Origin of the sequence: Streptomyces ossamyceticus, from assembly GCF_001418475.1 — a bacterium.
In the GTDB taxonomy this organism is placed as follows: domain Bacteria; phylum Actinomycetota; class Actinomycetes; order Streptomycetales; family Streptomycetaceae; genus Streptomyces; species Streptomyces ossamyceticus.
In genome coordinates, this window is the sequence record NZ_LIQX01000016.1 from 1 (window position 1) to 18,440 (window position 18,440).

General features: G+C 69.3%; 10 protein-coding genes, 1 tRNA gene and 1 rRNA gene. 1 reads left to right on the forward strand and 11 read right to left on the reverse strand.

The annotated features are described in order from the left end of the window. Positions 1 to 114 precede the first annotated feature (114 nt). The 8 genes from AOK15_RS01525 to AOK15_RS01560 all read right to left on the reverse strand — a co-directional run bounded on the left by AOK15_RS01525 (position 115) and on the right by AOK15_RS01560 (position 14,110). Positions 115 to 492 carry a helix-turn-helix domain-containing protein gene (locus tag AOK15_RS01525; protein ID WP_055511872.1) on the reverse strand — a complete coding sequence of 126 codons (378 nt, stop codon included), beginning with the start codon at positions 490 to 492 and terminating at the stop codon, positions 115 to 117. 109 nt (positions 493 to 601) lie between these two features. Next, positions 602 to 1,147, reverse strand: a complete 546-nt coding sequence (locus AOK15_RS01530; RefSeq protein ID WP_055511874.1) for a CinA family protein — start codon at positions 1,145 to 1,147, stop codon at positions 602 to 604. Further along, the gene (pgsA, locus tag AOK15_RS01535; RefSeq protein WP_079058242.1) at positions 1,144 to 1,875 is read right to left on the reverse strand and encodes a CDP-diacylglycerol--glycerol-3-phosphate 3-phosphatidyltransferase; all 732 of its coding nucleotides are present in this window, start codon (positions 1,873 to 1,875) and stop codon (positions 1,144 to 1,146) included. Before pgsA ends, AOK15_RS01530 begins: the two co-directional genes overlap by 4 nt. Then, on the reverse strand, positions 1,872 to 3,344 hold the full coding sequence (gene rimO / locus AOK15_RS01540; RefSeq protein ID WP_055511878.1) for a 30S ribosomal protein S12 methylthiotransferase RimO: 1,473 nt from the start codon (positions 3,342 to 3,344) through the stop codon (positions 1,872 to 1,874). The genes pgsA and rimO overlap by 4 nt, the downstream gene beginning before the upstream one ends. Positions 3,345 to 3,498: 154 nt before the next feature. Continuing rightward, on the reverse strand, positions 3,499 to 4,365 hold the full coding sequence (locus tag AOK15_RS01545) for a helix-turn-helix domain-containing protein (RefSeq protein WP_055511880.1): 867 nt from the start codon (positions 4,363 to 4,365) through the stop codon (positions 3,499 to 3,501). A gap of 294 nt (positions 4,366 to 4,659) precedes the next feature. Continuing rightward, positions 4,660 to 7,392 carry an FtsK/SpoIIIE family DNA translocase gene (locus tag AOK15_RS01550; RefSeq protein WP_240508260.1) on the reverse strand — a complete coding sequence of 911 codons (2,733 nt, stop codon included), beginning with the start codon at positions 7,390 to 7,392 and terminating at the stop codon, positions 4,660 to 4,662. 262 nt (positions 7,393 to 7,654) lie between these two features. Beyond that, entirely contained in the window at positions 7,655 to 8,338 is a 684-nt protein-coding gene (locus tag AOK15_RS01555) for a response regulator (protein ID WP_055511884.1), read from the reverse strand. A 297-nt stretch (positions 8,339 to 8,635) separates the two neighbouring features. Then, positions 8,636 to 14,110, reverse strand: coding sequence for a HAMP domain-containing protein (locus AOK15_RS01560; RefSeq protein ID WP_107099311.1), 5,475 nt, complete (start codon positions 14,108 to 14,110; stop codon positions 8,636 to 8,638). Positions 14,111 to 14,506: 396 nt separating this feature from the next. Between AOK15_RS01560 and AOK15_RS01565 the strand changes: the two genes are divergently transcribed. Further along, positions 14,507 to 17,254 (forward strand): SpoIIE family protein phosphatase, encoded by a 2,748-nt coding sequence (locus AOK15_RS01565; protein WP_079058244.1) that lies wholly within the window; start codon positions 14,507 to 14,509, stop codon positions 17,252 to 17,254. Between the two features lie 64 nt (positions 17,255 to 17,318). Here AOK15_RS01565 and AOK15_RS01570 read toward each other — a convergent pair. The 3 genes from AOK15_RS01570 to rrf all read right to left on the reverse strand — a co-directional run bounded on the left by AOK15_RS01570 (position 17,319) and on the right by rrf (position 18,381). Continuing rightward, positions 17,319 to 17,391 (reverse strand) — tRNA-Thr (locus AOK15_RS01570). A 96-nt stretch (positions 17,392 to 17,487) separates the two neighbouring features. Further along, the gene (locus AOK15_RS01575; protein WP_055511891.1) at positions 17,488 to 18,150 is read right to left on the reverse strand and encodes a DegT/DnrJ/EryC1/StrS family aminotransferase; all 663 of its coding nucleotides are present in this window, start codon (positions 18,148 to 18,150) and stop codon (positions 17,488 to 17,490) included. 114 nt (positions 18,151 to 18,264) lie between these two features. After that, a 5S ribosomal RNA gene (rrf, locus tag AOK15_RS01580) occupies positions 18,265 to 18,381 on the reverse strand. Positions 18,382 to 18,440 lie beyond the last annotated feature (59 nt).

Below are 18,440 nucleotides of genomic sequence, written 5' to 3' on the forward strand. Positions count from 1 at the left end.
GAAGCCCCGGCCGGCACCCCCAGGTCTCCCTGGAGGCCCCGCCCGGGGCTTCCGTCGCGCTTCTACTTCGACTTCAGCGGCGCGCGCCGAACCTCACGCATACACGTGCGGCGCTCACGCCGCCACGACGTCCACCGCTTCGGTGGGCGCCTTGATCGTGACCCGCTCCGGTGGCACACCGGCCACCGACACGGAGTTGAGCATGGGTCGACGCACTGGTGCTGGCACCGGCTCGGTGGCCGCTGCGGACTGGGCCAGCTCGGCAAGGGCGAGCTCGTCACTCACTTCCCGCATGAGCTCGGACATCCGTACGTCCAGCGCGTCGCAAATGGCGGAGAGCAGCTCGGAGGAAGCCTCCTTCTGCCCCCGCTCCACCTCGGAGAGATAGCCGAGTGAGACTCGGGCGGACGAGGAGACTTCGCGCAGAGTACGGCCCTGGCGCTGGCGCTGCCGACGCAGCACGTCACCCAGCAGGCGACGGAGCAGAATCATCGGTGGCTCCCTCCTCGGACCGTGTAGCCGCATCCTTCACGCCCCACCGTACCGCCTTGCGCTGCGGCCGTGCGGGGAGCGCTGTTGTGTTCACTCAGGGCTGCAAACATCAAGTCCCCCCGTTCTGTTCCGTATCCTGTGCCCGCTCATTCCCGGTCTGTTCGCCCACGAGCTCCTGGAGGAGGAGTCCGAGCACGCTCCGTACACTCTCCATACGAATTTCCGCCCGGCCGCCGTTCAACCTCAACGACGCCACTTTCCCGCCATCGAATGCGCCGGAATCCGCGCCGAGGGGGCCGGCGACAGCGACATGGACCGTGCCGACGGGCTGTCCGTCCTGCGGGTCGGGGCCCGCGACCCCGGTGGTCGAAATTCCCCAGTCGGCGCCGAGCGCCTTGCGGACACCGTCCGCCATCTGGGCCGCGACCTGCGGATCCACCGCTCCGCGCTGATCCAGGAGGGTGGCGTCGACCCCCAGCAACTGGTGCTTCACCTCGGTCGCGTACGCGGTGACCGAGCCTCGGAAGGCCTGGGAGGCGCCGGGGACGTCCGTGATCGCGGCCGCGACCAGACCGCCGGTGAGCGACTCGGCGACGGCGAGCGTCTCGCCCCTCACCCTCAGTAGTCGCAGCACGTCAGCGGCTGTGGACGTCACCGTTCCGCTCCCTCCGCCGCGGCCTGGCGCTCGGCGATTCCGCGCCGGCGCAACACAATGGCCTGTCTCACATAGTCGAGTCCGGTGACGACGGTGAGAATGACCGCCACGGCCATCACCCAGAACCTCAGGGTGGCCAGGGGGCCCTCCAACACCAGGACGTACATCCCGACGGCGGTGCCCTGGGCGAGGGTCTTCAGCTTGCCGCCGCGGCTCGCCGGGATCACCCCGTACCGGATGACGACGAAACGCAGCAGGGTGATACCGAGTTCCCGGCCGAGGATGACCGCCGTCACCCACCAGGGGAGATCACCGAGGTACGACAGGCAGATCAGCGCCGAGCCCATGATCGCCTTGTCGGCGATAGGGTCGGCGATCTTCCCGAAGTCGGTGACGAGGTTGTAGGTGCGGGCCAGATGACCGTCGAAGATGTCTGTGATCATGGCGACGGCGAAGGCGGCCCAGGCCCAGGCACGCCACACGGGGTCGTACCCGCCGTCCATGAGCATCAGCACGACGAAGCCCGGGACGAGGACCAGGCGGACCATGGTCAGGATGTTCGCGATGTTCCAGAGGCTGGCCTGGTTGACTGCGGCAGCGCCGAGCTTCCCGCCACGCACGGGCTTGGCGTCTCCGGAAGCGCTCGGGGCGCCGGGAGCGCCAGGGGCACTCGTGGCGCTCTTGGCGCCGGGGGAGCCGCCCGCCGCGGATGCCGGGACACCCGTCATCTGGCCGCCTCCTCAGTACATGCGAGGGAGCCCGGAAGCGCCTCGGCCACCAGGTCGACGCCTTCGGTGCCGACCACCTTCGCGTCGACCATAAGGCCGACCGTCAGGTCCTCGCCGTTCGTGAACAGCACCTGGCCGTCCGTCTCGGGCGCCTGGTGGGCGGCGCGGCCGTAGGCGCCCTCGTCGCCGTCGACCGACTCGACCAGGACGCGGACCGTCTGCCCGACGCGCTCCTCGGCGCGCTGCGAGACCAGCTCCTCGGCCAGCCGGGAGACGCGCGCGAGACGCTCTGCGACCACGTCCTCGTCGAGCTTGTTGTCGTAGGTGGCCGCTTCGGTGCCCTCCTCGTCGGAGTATCCGAAGACACCGATGGCGTCCAGTCGCGCGCCGTTCAGGAAGCGCTCCAGCTCCGCGAGGTCGGCCTCGGTCTCGCCGGGGAAGCCGACGATGAAGTTGGACCGGACACCGGCCTCGGGGGCCTTGCCGCGGATGGTGTCGAGCAGCTCAAGGAAGCGGTCGGTGTCGCCGAAGCGGCGCATCGAGCGCAGCACGGCGGGCGCGGAGTGCTGGAAGGAGAGGTCGAAGTAGGGCACGACCTTGGGCGTCGAGGTGAGCACGTCGATGAGGCCGGGCCGCATCTCGGCGGGCTGGAGGTAGCTGACGCGCACCCGTTCGATGCCGTCGACCTCGGCGAGCTCGGGGAGCAGCGACTCCAGCAGCCGGATGTCGCCGAGGTCCTTGCCGTACGAGGTGTTGTTCTCGGAGACCAGCATGATCTCCTTGACGCCCTGCTCGGCGAGCCAGCGGGTCTCGTTGAGCACGTCCGAGGGGCGGCGGGAGATGAAGGAGCCGCGGAAGGACGGGATGGCGCAGAAGGAGCAGCGGCGGTCGCAGCCGGAGGCGAGCTTCACGGAGGCGACGGGCGACCCGTCGAGCCGGCGGCGCAGCGGTGCGCGCGGGCCGGAGGCGGGTGCGAGTCCGTCGGGGAGATCGGCGGGGGCGTGCCCGGGAAGCGCGACCTCGGCCGCCGAGTCCTGGCGCTCGGCCGGGCTGATCGGCAGCAGCTTGCGGCGGTCGCGCGGGGTGTGCGAGGCGTGGACGCCGCCGCTCAGGATGGTCTGGAGGCGGTCGGAGATGTCCGCGTAGTCGTCGAAGCCGAGCACGCCGTCGGCCTCGGGCAGGGCCTCGGCCAGCTCCTTGCCGTACCGCTCGGCCATGCAGCCCACGGCCACGACGGCCTGGGTTCTGCCGTGGCCCTTGAGGTCGTTGGCCTCCAGGAGGGCGTCGACGGAGTCCTTCTTGGCGGCCTCGACGAAGCCACAGGTGTTGACGACCGCGACGTCCGCGTACTCGGCGTCCTCGACGAGCTCCCAGCCGTCCGCCTCCAAACGGCCTGCGAGCTCCTCCGAGTCCACCTCGTTGCGGGCGCAGCCAAGAGTGACGAGTGCGACGGTACGGCGTTCAGGCATGGGCTCAAGACTACTTCGTCCCACTGACAGCCCACGTCGACGGGGTTGGCCGATCTTGGCCAACCCCGTGCGTACGTTTCCCTGTGCGTCTTCTGTGCGGATCGTCCGCCCCCGGTCGGGGGCCTCACGGCCCCCCGCGCGGCCGACCGTCCGGTCAGCCGACCTCCGGGTCGCCCTTCGTGTACGTCAGGCGTTCGACCTGGCCGGGACGGAACTCGTCCTTGATCTTCTTGCCGTTGACGTAGAGCTGGACGGCCCCGGCGTCGCCGAGGACCAGGTCGATCTTGGAGCTGTCCTGGAAGGTCTTGGACTGGCCCTGCTGGAGGAGGCCGTCCCACAGCAGCTGGCCGCTGTGGTCCTTGGCGGAGATCCAGCTGCGGCCGTTGGAGGCCGTGACCCGGACGGTGACCTTGTCACGGGGCGCGGCCGCGATGGCGCTGTCGGACGGCTCCGGCTTGGGATCGGCCTCGGGCTTGTCGGCCTTGGGGGTGGGCGAGGGGGACTTGCCGGCGGTCGGCGTGGAGCCCTCGACGGCCTGGCTGGAGGCGTCGTCGTCCTGTCCGCCGTCGAACGCGGTGAAGCCCACGAAGCCGATCACCGCGACGATCGCGGCGACCATGGCGGCGGTCCAGTTGGGTCCGCGGCGCTCGGGGCGGATGCGCTCCGCCTCGAACAGGGGCGCCGCCGGGGTCGGTGCGGGACGCCCGCCGTGCGCCTCGTCGTACTGGGCGAGCAGCGGGGCGGGGTCGATGCGCACCGCACGCGCGACGGAGCGGATGTGACCGCGCGCGTAGACGTCGCCGCCGCAAGGGGCGAAGTCGTCCCGCTCGATCGCGTGCACGATGGCGATGCGCACCCGGGTGGCGTTACTGACGTCGTCGACGGTCAGCCCGGCGTCGATGCGCGCCTGCCGGAGGGCATGGCCGATCGAGGGGCGTTCCGCCATACGTTCGTCTCGGTCGTCTTCGAACGGACGCTCGTCTTCGGGGAAGTTGCCGTCAGGGGAGTTGCCGATGGACACGGGGGCGCCTTTCGAGCGTGTAGCCACCTGTGCTGGAGGTTCAGTCTAGGGGGGGTACGAAAGGGTGGGGCAACCGGGCGGTGGGTCTTTGTACGCCATCAGAATGGCCGGTCATCCTGCTGGTGGTGAGGGTGAGGCACGTGGCTTCCCCTTCCCCCAACTTGACGTACACCGAAGGGAAACGGTTGCTCACCATTTCCTTACGGCTGGGTCACGTTCGAATACCCGGATGCCGCAGGTCCACCCGTGCTCCCGACGTGTTCCACCCGCTCGGAGGCCCTCCCGCGCGGCCCCCTACTCCCCAGTTTCCCCCCTGATCACCGCCAGCACTCCGTCCAGCTCGTCGGGTTTCACGAGAACGTCACGCGCCTTGGAGCCCTCGCTCGGTCCCACGACACCCCGCGACTCCATGAGGTCCATCAGCCGTCCGGCCTTGGCGAAGCCGACGCGCAGCTTGCGCTGGAGCATGGAGGTCGAGCCGAACTGCGTGGAGACGACGAGTTCGGCCGCCTGGCACAGCAGGTCGAGATCGTCGCCGATCTCCTCGTCGATCTCCTTCTTCTGCTTGGTGCCCACGGTGACGTCGTCGCGGAAGACGGGCGCCATCTGGTCCTTGCAGTGCTGGACGACCGCCGCGACCTCGTCCTCGGTCACGAACGCGCCCTGCATGCGGGTGGGTTTGTTCGCGCCCATCGGGAGGAACAGCCCATCGCCCTTGCCGATGAGTTTCTCGGCGCCCGGCTGGTCGAGGATGACGCGCGAGTCGGCGAGCGAGGAGGTGGCGAAGGCAAGCCGTGAGGGCACGTTGGCCTTGATGAGACCGGTGACGACGTCGACCGACGGCCGCTGCGTGGCGAGCACCAGATGGATGCCGGCCGCACGGGCGAGCTGCGTGATGCGGACGATCGCGTCCTCGACGTCCCTCGGCGCGACCATCATCAGGTCGGCCAGCTCGTCCACGATGACCAGCAGGTACGGGTAGGGCTGGAGCTCGCGCTCACTGCCCTCGGGCAGCTTGACCTTTCCGTTCCTGATGGCCTCGTTGAAGTCGTCGATGTGCCGGTAACCGAACGCCGCGAGGTCGTCGTAGCGCAGGTCCATCTCGCGCACGACCCACTGGAGCGCCTCGGCGGCCCGCTTGGGGTTGGTGATGATCGGCGTGATGAGGTGCGGGATGCCCTCGTACGCGGTCAGCTCGACGCGCTTGGGGTCGACGAGGACCATGCGCACGTCCTCGGGGGTCGCGCGGACCATGATCGACGTGATCAGGCAGTTGATGCACGACGACTTGCCCGACCCGGTCGCGCCCGCGACGAGCACATGGGGCATCTTCGCCAGGTTGGCCATCACATAGCCGCCCTCGACGTCCTTGCCGAGTGCCACCAGCATCGGGTGGTCGTCCTCGGCGGCGTCCGCGAGGCGCAGGACGTCGCCGAGGTTGACCATCTCGCGGTCGGTGTTGGGGATCTCGATGCCGACCGCCGACTTGCCGGGGATCGGGCTGATGATCCTGACGTCCGGGCTGGCGACGGCGTACGCGATGTTCTTGGTCAGTGCGGTGATCCGCTCGACCTTCACGGCGGGGCCCAGCTCGACCTCGTAGCGCGTGACCGTCGGCCCGCGGGTGAAGCCGGTCACGGAGGCGTCGACCTTGAACTCGGTGAAGACGTTGGTGAGCGAGGCGACGACGGCGTCGTTGGCGGCGCTGCGGGTCTTGCCGGGGCCGCCCCGTTCCAGCAGGTCGAGCGAGGGCAGCGCGTAGGTGATGTCGCCGGAGAGCTGGAGCTGCTCGGCGCGCGCCGGCAGGTCACGCGGCTCGTCGGGGGCCTTCTTGGTGAGGTCCGGCACCAGGGCTTCCTGCTGCGGGGCCTTGGCCGTCCTGCCGGCCGGGAGGTCCTGCTTGGGCGTCCTGGTGCGCGCGGCGGGTACGGGCGTGGTGTCCTCGCGGTCCCCGGCGCTCACGCCGTGGGTGAGGTCGGCGACCACCGGCGAGGGCGGCATCCCGTGGAGCACGGCCCCGTCGAGGGCGGCGGCGGCCGCGGCGGCGACGTCCACGGCGTCCATCGGCCGGTCGGGGTCGGGCTGGCGCACGGCGGAACGGCGGGGTCGGCGCCTGGTGAGGGCCTCCTGCTCGGCGCCGTCGGGGTCGTACTCCTGGGGGGCGGATCCACCGCGGCGGGGGCGCGCGGGGAGCGCTTCACGCCACTGTTCGTCGTAGCGCGCGTCGTCGTCGCCGTACGCCTCGTCCACGTCGGCCGCGACGATGCCCAGCTTCTGCCCGAGGAGCCGCAACCGCTGCGGGATCGCGTTGACCGGGGTCGCGGTGACGACGAGCAGCCCGAAGACGGTGAGCAGCACGAGCATGGCCACGGCGAGCGCCTCGCCCATGGTGTACGTCAGCGGGGTGGCCGTGCCCCAGCCGATGAGCCCGCCGGCGTCCCTTATGGGCTGCATGCCGACGCTGCGGGCGGGCGACCCGCAGGCGATGTGGACCTGTCCGAGCACACCGATGACGAGCGCGGACAGGCCGATGACGATGCGGCCGTTGGCCTCGGGCTTCTCGGGGTGCCGGATGAACCGTACGGCGATGATCGCGAGCAGTATCGGCACGAGCAGGTCGAGCCGGCCGAAGGCGCCGGTCACGAGCATCTCGACGAGGTCGCCGACGGGGCCGCGCAGATGGGACCAGGTGCCGGCGGCGACGATCAGGGCGAGGGCGAGCAGCAGCAGCGCGACGCCGTCCTTGCGGTGCGCCGGGTCGAGGTTCTTCGCACCCTGCCCTATGCCGCGGAAGACGGCTCCGACGGCGTGCGCGGCACCGAGCCAGACGGCGCGTACGAGCTTGTACACGCCCCCGGTCGGATTGGGCGCCGGCTTCGGAGGGGCCGTCTTCTTCGCCGCCGCCTTCTTGGCGGGTGCCTTCTTGGCGGCGGCTTTCTTCGCGGGGGCCTTCTTCGCCGGAGCCTTCGTCGGAGCGGCCGCCCTCTTCGCGGGCGACTTCTTCGCAGCGGACTGACGTGAGGCCATGAGTGTGAGGTTACCGGTGGAGGCCACAGCCGACACGTGTGCCTACTGCTTCACCCGTTCGTGTCGCGTGTCCGTCGCCCCGAAGCTGACGGCCTCTGACGGCCACTCAGTGCCGGTGCCGTCGGACACAACCACCGAGGCCGTCAGTGCACGGCTGCCACTGCCGTCAGAGCACGGCCCTCGCGCCGTCAGGGCACAACTGCGGCCGGGTCCCGGCCACTTCCGCGGCATGGACCCGTGCACGCCCCCGACTGGGCTCCGCTCAGTTCTGCGAGGGCAACGAGGCGGGTCCGCCCGTGCCCGGCTCCAGCGCGTCCAGCGCCCTGCGCAGCCCGGTGAGTTTGCGTTCGAGATGGGCGGCGGTGGCCACCGCCGCCGCGTCCGCCGAGTCGTCGTCGAGCTGTTTGGAGAGGGCTTCCGCCTGCTCCTCCACGGCCGCGAGGCGCGCGGACAGTTCGGCGAGGATGCCGCCGGAGGGCTCCTTCGAGCCGCCCGCCGCACCCTTGCCGCCGCCCTCCAACTGGAGCCGCAGCAGCGACGCCTGCTCCCTGAGCTGGCAGTTCTTCATGTACAGCTCGACGAAGACGGAGACCTTCGCCCGCAGTACCCACGGGTCGAACGGCTTGGAGATGTAGTCGACCGCGCCCGCCGCGTACCCCCGGAAGGTGTGATGCGGGCCGTGGTTGATGGCGGTGAGGAAGATGATCGGGATGTCCCGTGTCCGCTCACGCCGCTTGATGTGCGCGGCCGTCTCAAATCCGTCCATGCCCGGCATCTGGACGTCCAGCAGAATGACCGCGAAGTCGTCCGTCAACAGCGCCTTGAGCGCTTCCTCCCCGGACGATGCCCGCACCAGCGTCTGATCGAGCGCGGAGAGGATGGCCTCCAGCGCCAGCAGATTCTCCGGCCGGTCATCGACCAGGAGGATCTTGGCCTTCTGCACCATGGCCCGCCCTCCTCGCCCCGGCTTGGGGCCTCCCCTGTCCTCAGGATCCGAGGTGACACCGCCGGGTGTCACCTCAGGGGACGACTCCCTTGCGCCGCCCGTCCTTGTGCCGGTCATCGTAGCCGCACCCCGCCCGTCGCCACACCCTGTCACCGTGATGTCACTGTGCTCGTAGCAGAAACGCGGCGGGGGACCAGAAGGTTCCCCGAATCCCGCGTTTCTACACGGCTTCGGCCACACTCAGTCAGCAACTGGGCTCCCCGCTCACCCGGTTGTGACCGCGCGCCTCCCGCCCCGTCACTCACTCCGCATCCATTGCTCCATCACCGCGAGCAGATGATCCGGGTCGACCGGCTTGGTCACATAGTCGGATGCCCCCGAGTCGATCGCCTTCTCCCGGTCGCCCTTCATCGCCTTGGCCGTCAGCGCGATGATCGGCAGCCCGGCGAACTGGGGCATCCGACGGATCGCCGTGGTCGTCGCGTACCCGTCCATCTCGGGCATCATGATGTCCATCAGGACGACTGTCACATCGTCATGCTGCTCCAGGACCTCGATGCCCTCACGGCCGTTCTCCGCGTACAGCACCGACAGGCCGTGCTGCTCCAGGACGCTGGTGAGCGCGAAGACGTTGCGGATGTCGTCGTCGACGATCAGCACCTTCTCCCCGTCGAACCGGGCCGCACGGCGCGCCTGCGGCTCCTCCTGCGCCCAGTGCTCCGGTGCCTGCCCGTTGCTCTGCCCGGGCATCCCGGACGACGGACCGGCCGGCACGGCCCTGCGGCGGCGCCTGAACAGCGCGGCGGGCCCGTTCTGCGTCTCCTGGTACGACTTCACCTCGGCCGGTGTCTCCGCGGGCTCGCTCAGCTCGGCCTCGGAGGCCAGCAGCTCCCCGGCCTCCAGCGAGGACGGGGTGTTGCTCGCGTAGCCCTGCGGAGGCAGTTCGCTCGGGTGCAGCGGCAGGTAAAGGGTGAAGGTGGAGCCGCGTCCGGGCTCGCTCTGGGCGTGGATCTCGCCGCCCAGCAGCCGGGCGATCTCCCGCGAGATCGACAGCCCGAGACCCGTACCGCCGTACTTGCGGCTCGTGGTGCCGTCGGCCTGCTTGAACGCCTCGAAGATCACCCGCATCTTGCTGGCCGCGATACCGATCCCGGTGTCGGTCACCGAGAACGCGATCATGTCGGCGTCCGGGTCGCTCAGCGAGCCGGCCTCCAGCAGCTGCTCCTTGATGGCCACGGGCACATCCGCGCCGGCCGGCCGGATGACCAGCTCCACGGCCCCGGAGTCGGTGAACTTCACCGCGTTCGACAACAGGTTCCGCAACACCTGCAGCAGCCGCTGTTCGTCCGTGTGCAGCGTGGCCGGCAGCTCCGGAGAGACGCGTACGGAGAAGTCCAGGCCCTTCTCGGCGGTCAGCGGCCGGAAGGTGGCCTCCACGTAGTCGACGAGCTGGACGAGCGCGATCCGGGTCGGCGAGACGTCCATCTTGCCCGCCTCGACCTTCGACAGGTCCAGGATGTCGTTGATCAGCTGGAGCAGGTCGGAGCCCGCCCCGTGGATCGTCTCGGCGAACTCGACCTGCTTGGGTGTCAGGTTCGACTCGGCGTTGTCGGCGAGCAGCTTGGCGAGGATCAGCAGCGAGTTGAGCGGCGTACGCAGCTCGTGCGACATGTTCGCCAGGAACTCGCTCTTGTAGCGCATCGAGACGGCGAGCTGCTCGGCACGCTCCTCCAGGACCTGTCGCGCCTCCTCGATCTCGGTGTTCTTGACCTCGATGTCGCGGTTCTGCCGGGCCAGCAGCTCGGCCTTCTCCTCCAGTTCGGCATTGGACGCCTGGAGGGCCTTCTGCCGGTTCTCCAACTCGTCCGACCGCTCCCGCAGTTGCTCGGTCAGCTCCTGCGACTGCTTCAGCAGCACCTCCGTCTTGGTGTTGACGGAGATGGTGTTGACGCTCGTCGCGATCATCTCGGCGATCTGGTTGAGGAAGTCCTTCTGGATCTGCGTGAACGGTGTGAACGACGCCAGCTCGATCACGCCGAGCACTGTTCCCTCGAAGAGCACCGGCAGCACGATGACCTGCGCCGGGGGCGCCTCACCGAGCCCGGAGGAGATCTTCAGGTAACCGCTCGGCGCGTTCTCCACCAGGATGGTGCGCTTCTCCTGCGCGGCCGTCCCGACCAGTGCCTCCCCCGGCCCGAACGACGTCGGCATGGAGCCCATCGAGTAGCCGTACGAGCCGAGCATCCGCAGCTCGTACTGGTCCTCGTTGTCCGGGCCCAGGTCCTTGCCGTCGACCAACGGCATCGCCAGGAAGAACGCCCCGTGCTGCGCGGAGACCACCGGGGTCAGCTCGCTCATGATCAGCGACGCCACGTCGTCCAGGTCCCGGCGGCCCTGCATCAGGGCGGAGATGCGGGCCAGGTTGCCCTTGAGCCAGTCCTGCTCCTGGTTGGCGATCGTGGTGTCGCGCAGGTTGGCGATCATCTTGTTGATGTAGTCCTGAAGCTCCTTGATCTCGCCCGACGCGTCCACGTCGATCTTGAGATTCAGGTCACCTCGGGTCACCGCGGTGGCCACGCGCGCGATGGCACGCACCTGCCGGGTGAGGTTCCCGGCCATCTCGTTCACCGACTCGGTGAGGTCCCGCCAGGTGCCGTCGACGTCCCGCACCCGCGCCAGACCGCCCAGCTGCCCCTCGGTGCCCACCTCGCGGGCCACCCTGGTGACCTCCTCGGCGAAGGACGACAGCTGGTCGACCATCGTGTTGATGGTGGTCTTCAGCTCCAGGATCTCGCCCCGCGCGTCGATGTCGATCTTCTTGGTGAGATCGCCCTTGGCGATGGCGGTCGTGACCATCGCGATGTTGCGGACCTGCCCGGTCAGGTTGGACGCCATCGAGTTCACGGACTCGGTGAGGTCCTTCCACGTACCCGCCACCCCCGGTACGTGCGCCTGGCCGCCGAGGATGCCGTCCGTGCCCACCTCGCGGGCCACCTTGGTGACCTGGTCCGCGAAGGAGCTCAGCGTCTTGACCATGCTGTTGAAGGTGTCGGCGAGCTGCGCGACCTCGCCGCGCGCCTCGATCGTCACCGTACGGGTGAGGTCGCCGTTGGCGACGGCCGCGGCCACCTGGGAGATGTTCCGCACCTGCATGGTCAGGTTCTTGGCCATCAGGTTCACATTGCCGCTGAGGTCCTTCCAGATGCCGGTGACGCCCGGCACGTGCGCCTGACCGCCGAGGATGCCCTCGGTGCCCACCTCGCGGGCCACCCGGGTCACCTGCTCGGCGAAGGACGACAGCTGGTCGACCATTGTGTTCACCGTGGTGACGAGTTCGAGGATCTCGCCCTTGGCGTCCACGGTGATCTTCTTCGACAGGTCGCCCTTCGCGACCGCGGTGGTGACCTCGGCGATCTGGCGCACCTGGATGGTCAGGTTGTTCGCCATGAAGTTCACCGACTGGGTGAGGTCCTTCCAGGTGCCGGAGACGCCCTGCACCTCGGCCTGACCGCCGAGCTGGCCCTCCGTGCCCACCTCACGGGCGACCCTCGTGACCTCCTCCGCGAACGACGACAGCTGGTCCACCATCGTGTTCAGCGTGTTCTTCAGCTCCAGGATCTCGCCGCGCGCGTCCACGGTGATCTTCTGGGAGAGGTCACCGCGGGCGACCGCAGTGGCGACCTGCGCGATGTTGCGGACCTGTCCGGTCAGGTTGCCGGCCATGCCGTTCACGGACTCGGTGAGGTCGCGCCACACACCGGCGACGCCCGGCACGTGCGCCTGACCGCCGAGGCGGCCCTCGGTGCCCACGTCACGGGCGACCCGGGTGACCTGGTCGGCGAAGGACGACAGCTGGTCGACCATCGTGTTGATGGTGTTCTTCAGCTCCAGGATCTCGCCGCGCGCGTCGACGTCGATCTTCTGCGAGAGGTCACCGCGGGCCACCGCCGTCGTCACCTGTGCGATGTTGCGCACCTGCGAGGTGAGGTTGCCGGCCATCGAGTTGACGGAGTCGGTGAGCTCCTTCCAGGTGCCCGACACACCGTCCACGCGGGCCTGACCGCCGAGGCGGCCCTCCGTGCCCACGTCCCGGGCCATGCGGGTCACCTGGTCGGCGAACGACGACAGCTGGTCGACCATCGTGTTCACGGTGTTCTTCAGTTCGAGCATCTCGCCCGCGACATCGACGGTGACCTTCTGCGAGAGGTCGCCGTTGGCCACGGCCGTGGTGACCGCCGCGATGTTCCTCACCTGTCCGGTGAGATTCCGGAACGCCGTGTTGACGGAGTCCGTGAGGTCCTTCCACGTCCCGGCCGCGCCCGGCACCTTCGCCTGACCGCCGAGACGCCCCTCGGCCCCCACCTCGTTGGCCACACGGGTGACCTCGGCACCGAAGTAGGACAGCTGGTCGACCATCCCGTTGACGGTGTTCTTCAGCTCCAGCATCTCGCCGGCCACGTCGACGGTGACCTTCTGCGAGAGGTCGCCGTTGGCCACGGCCGTGGTGACCGCCGCGATGTCCCGCACCTGGATCGTCAGGTTCCGGAAGACCGTGTTCACCGAATCGGTGAGGTCCTTCCACGTACCCGCCGCACCCGGCACCTGCGCCTGCCCGCCGAGACGCCCCTCGGCCCCCACCTCGTTCGCCACACGGGTGACCTCGTCGGCGAAGATCCGCAGCGTCTCGGTCATCTGGTTGATCGTCTCGGCGAGCTTGGCGACCTCACCGCGTGCCGGGACGGTCACCTTCTGCGACAGATCACCATTGGCGACGGCGGTGGTGACCTGGGCGATCCCCCGCACCTGCGCCGTCAGATTGCCGGCCATGGTGTTCACCGAATCGGTGAGCTCTTTCCACACTCCGGCCACACCCGGCACCTCGGCCTGACCGCCGAGCTGGCCCTCCGTGCCCACCTCACGGGCGACTCGCGTCACCTCGGAGGAGAACGCGGAGAGCTGGTCGACCATCGTGTTGACGGTCTCCTTCAGCTCCAGCATCTCGCCGGCGACGTGAACCGTGACCTTCCGGGACAGATCACCCTTGGCCACCGCGGTCGTCACCAGCGCGATGTCCCTCACCTGCGCGGTGAGCCGGTACGCCATGGTGTTGACGGACTCGGTCAGGTCCTTCCACGAACCGGACATCCCGCGCACCCGGGCCTGCCCTCCCAGCTTGCCCTCGGTGCCCACCTCGCTGGCCACACGCGTGACCTCGTCGGTGAACGTCGACAGCTGGTCGACCAGGTTGTTGACGGTCCGCCCGACCTTCAGGAACTCCCCGCGCAGCGGATGCCCGCTCCCGTCCGGGGCGTGCGTCCGCAACTCCATCCGCGGCGACAGATCACCCTCGGCGACGGCCGACAACACCCGGCTGACCTCGGAGACCGGCCGGACGAGATCGTCGACCAGGGCGTTCGACGCGTCGATCGCGGCCGCCCAGGACCCCTCGGTCGCGCCCGTCTCCAGCCGCTCGGTGAGCTTTCCCTCACGGCCGACCATCCGCCGCACCCGCGACAACTCGCCGGTCAGATGCAGATTGCGGTCCGCCACCTCGTTGAACACGGCCGAGATCTCGGCCATGACACCGTCACCCGAGACGGTGAGCCGCTTGCGGAAGTTGCCGTCCCGCATGGCCTCCAGCGCCGTCAACAGCCGATCCAGGGCAGCCGTGTCCACGGTGGTGGTCCCGCCTCGCGGTTTGCGCTGCTTGTTCAGGGACTGTCCGCCTTTCGCGCGCGCCTTAGTGCCTCGCGTCGCTGCGCCAGACTCCACTGTGTCCCTCCCGCAAGGGTCGACCGTTCCTGCTGGACGTACTGCGCCCCACTGGGCCGCATCGCACTGCTCGTACCACTCGTACTACTTCGTACATGGATACGTCTGCTCGGTGAGCCGGACACCACTCCCCGGCACCTCTGGCAGAACGCCGTCCGACCCGGCCTTCTCCTGGAATCCTGCCCAGTGTTTCACCATGGCTGAACCAGGCCATAACAGTTCGGCAGCTTCGCACACGGTCCGCACACCTCCGGACGGAAACACAGACGACCGGCATCCGCATGGACGGCGAAGGTAAGTAACCTTGCATGCGGCTGTCCAGCCATGCCGGTCCCGTCCGGCCTGGGCGGTGGCGCACGAGCACGAGCGGGCAGGCATCGGAGGGGCGGCCGCACCATGACCACCGGACTGCATCCTGGGGCAGCCCCCCAGGAACCCAGGCCGACGGATGATCAGCCTCTGCCTCGGCAGGAGGTCGGTCGTGGGTCCTCGCACGACGAGAACCGGACAAGGAGTTCTGTGATCACCGCGCGCGCGGCCGCCAGTTTCGACCCCGTCTCGCGATCCGTCGCGACGGCCCGCTCGTTCGTTCGCGACACCCTCCACGGCTGGGGTTTCGCCGAGATCGTCGACGACGCCGTGGTCCTCACCAGCGAACTGGTCACCAACGCGGTCGTCCACGCGGGCACCTCCGCCGACGTGTTGTGCCTGCGCTCGGAGGACGGGGTGCGCATCGAGGTCGCCGACAGATACCCCGAGCGTGAGATCCCCCTCCAGGCCAGCCCCGTCAACATGGGCAGCCCCGACCGCGAGGGAGGCCGCGGCCTCCAGCTGTGCGCGGCGATGGCCGGCCGCTGGGGCGTGGAGTACACCCCCACCCACAAGCAGGTCTGGTTCCAACTCGACCTCCCCGACCGCCCCGTGGGCACCCGCACCGCAGGCCCTTCGCTCCCCGCCGACCTGCTTCCCCTGGCCGACGGCCGGGTCCGCGTCGCCGTCGTCCAGATCGACCGCACAGGCGCGATCAACGCGTGGAACGAGGACGCGGAGGAACTGTTCGGCTACGCCCCGGACCAGGTCATCGGCAAGCCGCTCACCGACCTGGCCGCCTGGCCGCACACCCCCGGCACCAGCACCGGGGTGGCGGAGGCCCTGCAACTCTCCCGCTGGGAGGGCAGTTACGGCATCCGCGACGCGGGCGGCCGGGTGACCCCGGTGTACGCCTCCCACCTCCGGGTGCGCGACACGGCCGGCGAACCGTCCACGGTCTGCCTTCTCGTACGGGACCACGAGCGCGCCGTCCTGCAGACCCCGATCCGCGTCCCCACCGGCGATTCGAGCGGCTCCGGCGAGGGCGGCCAGGCCACGGACCCCTTCGAGGTCTTCATCGGCTCCCCCGCCCCGGACGACCTCGACGGCCTCCTCCAGCGCACGGTGGAGCGCGCCCGCGACATGCTCGACGGGGACTCCGCGTTCCTGCTCCTCGCCACAGACGACGAGACCGAGCTGGAGGTACGGGCCTCCACCGGCCTTCCCTCGGCCCGCCAGCGCTTCGCACGCGTCCCCGTGGAGGCCGGCCCCGGCCGCTACGGCTCGGCCCGCATGCCGGCCGTCCACGACGACCTCGCGGCCGTCCCCGGCGCGGTCCCCCTCCTCAGCGGCACGGGCATGCGCTCGGTCGTCACGGTCCCGCTGAAGGTCGAGGGCCGCCTCACGGGTTCGCTCGGCGTCGCCGCGGAGGCCGCGAGCCGCTACTCCAACGAGGAGGCCCTGCGCCTCCAGTTCGCCGCCGACCGCATCGCCCTCGCCGTCGAGTCGGCCCGCCTGGGTGAGCTGGAGCGGCTGCGCCGCGGTTCCCTGTCGTTCCTGGTCGAGGCCTCCGACCTCCTCGCGGGCACCTTGGACCGCGATCAGACGCTGGCCCTGATGGCCCAGATGACGATCCCGACCCTCGCCACCTGGTGCGCGGTGTACACGATCGCCGACCAGGCCTCCGACCCGTACCTCTCGTACGTGCTCCACGAGGACGAGGACCTCATCGACGGACTGAAGGCCCTCCTGTCCAAGATCGCTCCGCCCGAGCCGATCCCGACTCCGGGCGCCCGTGTCTGGACGGCCCCCGCGGAGGCGGCCCACCGTGCGGCTCTGCGCACCTCGATGCGCAGCCTGGGCCTCGGCGAACCGGCCACGGTCAGCTCGGGCATCGGCACGACCCTGGCGACGGCCTCGGCCGTGGGCGGGGAGACGGTCGTCCTGCCCCTGGTGGCCCGCAACCGCGTCATCGGCATGCTCACGCTCGGCAAGCCGACGGACGAGCACTTCCGCCAGGAGATCCTTGAGCTCGCGGAGGACCTGTCCCGCAGGGCCGCCCTGGCCCTGGACAACGCCCGCCTGTACTCGGAGCGCGTGGCCATCAGTCAGTCCCTCCAGCGCAGCCTCCTCCCGCCGGAGCTGCCGGACATCGAGGGCGTCGAGGTCGAGGTCATCTACCGCGCGGCCGGCGAGGGCAACGAGGTGGGCGGCGACTTCTACGACCTCTTCCCGATCCGCGACGGCGCGTACGGCTTCGCCATCGGCGACGTCTGCGGTACGGGTCCGGAGGCCGCCGCGGTCACCGGTCTCGCCCGTCACGCCCTGCGTCTGCTGGCCCGCGAGGGCTACGGCGGCCCGGCCGTCCTGGAGCGCTTGAACTCCGCCATCATCGACGAGGGCGCCCGTAGCCGCTTCCTGACCCTCCTGTACGGCGAGTTGTGGCCTCAGGAGGACGGCAGCGCCGTCCTGAAGGTCGTCTGCGCCGGGCACCCGCTCCCGCTCCGCCTGCGCCAGGACGGCACGGTGGAGCCGGCCGCCGAACCCCAGCCCCTCCTCGGTGTCATGGAGGACCTGGAACTGTACGAGCAGACGGTCACCCTCGATCCCGGTGACGTGCTCCTCTGTGTCACGGACGGCGTCACCGAACGCCGCGAGGGCACCCGCATGTTGGGCGACGACGGCCTGACGGAGGTCCTCACCACCTGTACGGGTCTCACGGCCGGCGCTGTCGCGGCCCGCGTGATGCGCGCGGTCGAGCGCTTCGCTTCGGACGCCCCGTCGGACGACATGGCCATCCTGGCGATGCGTGTTCCGGGCCTGCACAAGGACTGAGCGGGCGGCGATCGGAGAAGGGCATAAGAAAGGCCCCGCCCGGATGGGCGGGGCCTTTCTGCTGAGCCCCCAAACGGAATCGAACCGTTGACCTTCTCCTTACCATGGAGACGCTCTGCCGACTGAGCTATAGGGGCTTGTCGCTTTCGAGGTTTCCCTCGCGGCAACACAATAGATCATACCCCGAACAGAGCCGTGCTCCCAAACCCAGCTCGTACGCTCGGCGACCGTTCTCAGAACGCCGGCTGCAACAGCCCGCCGAGCGCGTTGCAGGCGGACACCAGCCGGTGCAGTTCGCGCCGCGACATGTCTCCGCCGATGGGCAGCGCGAGTGTCTCGTCAGCGGCTCGTTCGGTCTCGGGGAGGCATATGTCCCGCCGGAACTCCGGCATGCGGTGCACCGGAGTCTTCACCGGCACGCTGCATTCAACTCCCTTGGCCTTGACGGCCCGTGCGAACGCGTCCCGATCGGGCCGCCCGTTGCCTGGCACCCGTACGACGTACTGCTGGAAGGTGTGCCCATCGCATCCGACCGGGGTCCCTACGCCTTTCAGCTTGGTACTGAGGTACGCGGCGCGTTCCCTGCGCACTCCGACCTCGCTGTACGGCGCTTCGGACTCGCCTTGTTCCAACACCAACAGGCCGTGCCGTTGCCCTACTTGGTGCAGTGTCGTGATGTCCGCCGACCGGCCGAAACGGTGTACGGCGACGACCGCCACGGTCCGCGTGGTCACCGCGGCCTCGACGGCCGCCGCGTCCAGGCAGTACGACAGCGGGTCTATGTCCGCGAAGACCGGCATTGCCCCTGTCAGGCTCACGGCCTGGGCGACCTCGGGGTTCCCGAACGCCGGCACGACCACCTCGTCACCGACGCCGACGCCTGCGGCCTTGAGCATTCCAACGGTACCCATAACGCGGATCCTCGTCGCGCAATGTGAACGCCAAGTGACGCACAACAAAAAAGAGCTGGTCCCCGAACCGAAATTCGGGGACCAGCTCTATCAATGATTGTTCGGCGGCGTCCTACTCTCCCACAGGGTCCCCCCTGCAGTACCATCGGCGCTGTGAGGCTTAGCTTCCGGGTTCGGAATGTAACCGGGCGTTTCCCTCACGCTATGACCACCGAAACACTATGAAACAATCAACCGCACCACACCCCCGCGTAAGGGGTGTGGGGTTGTTCGTG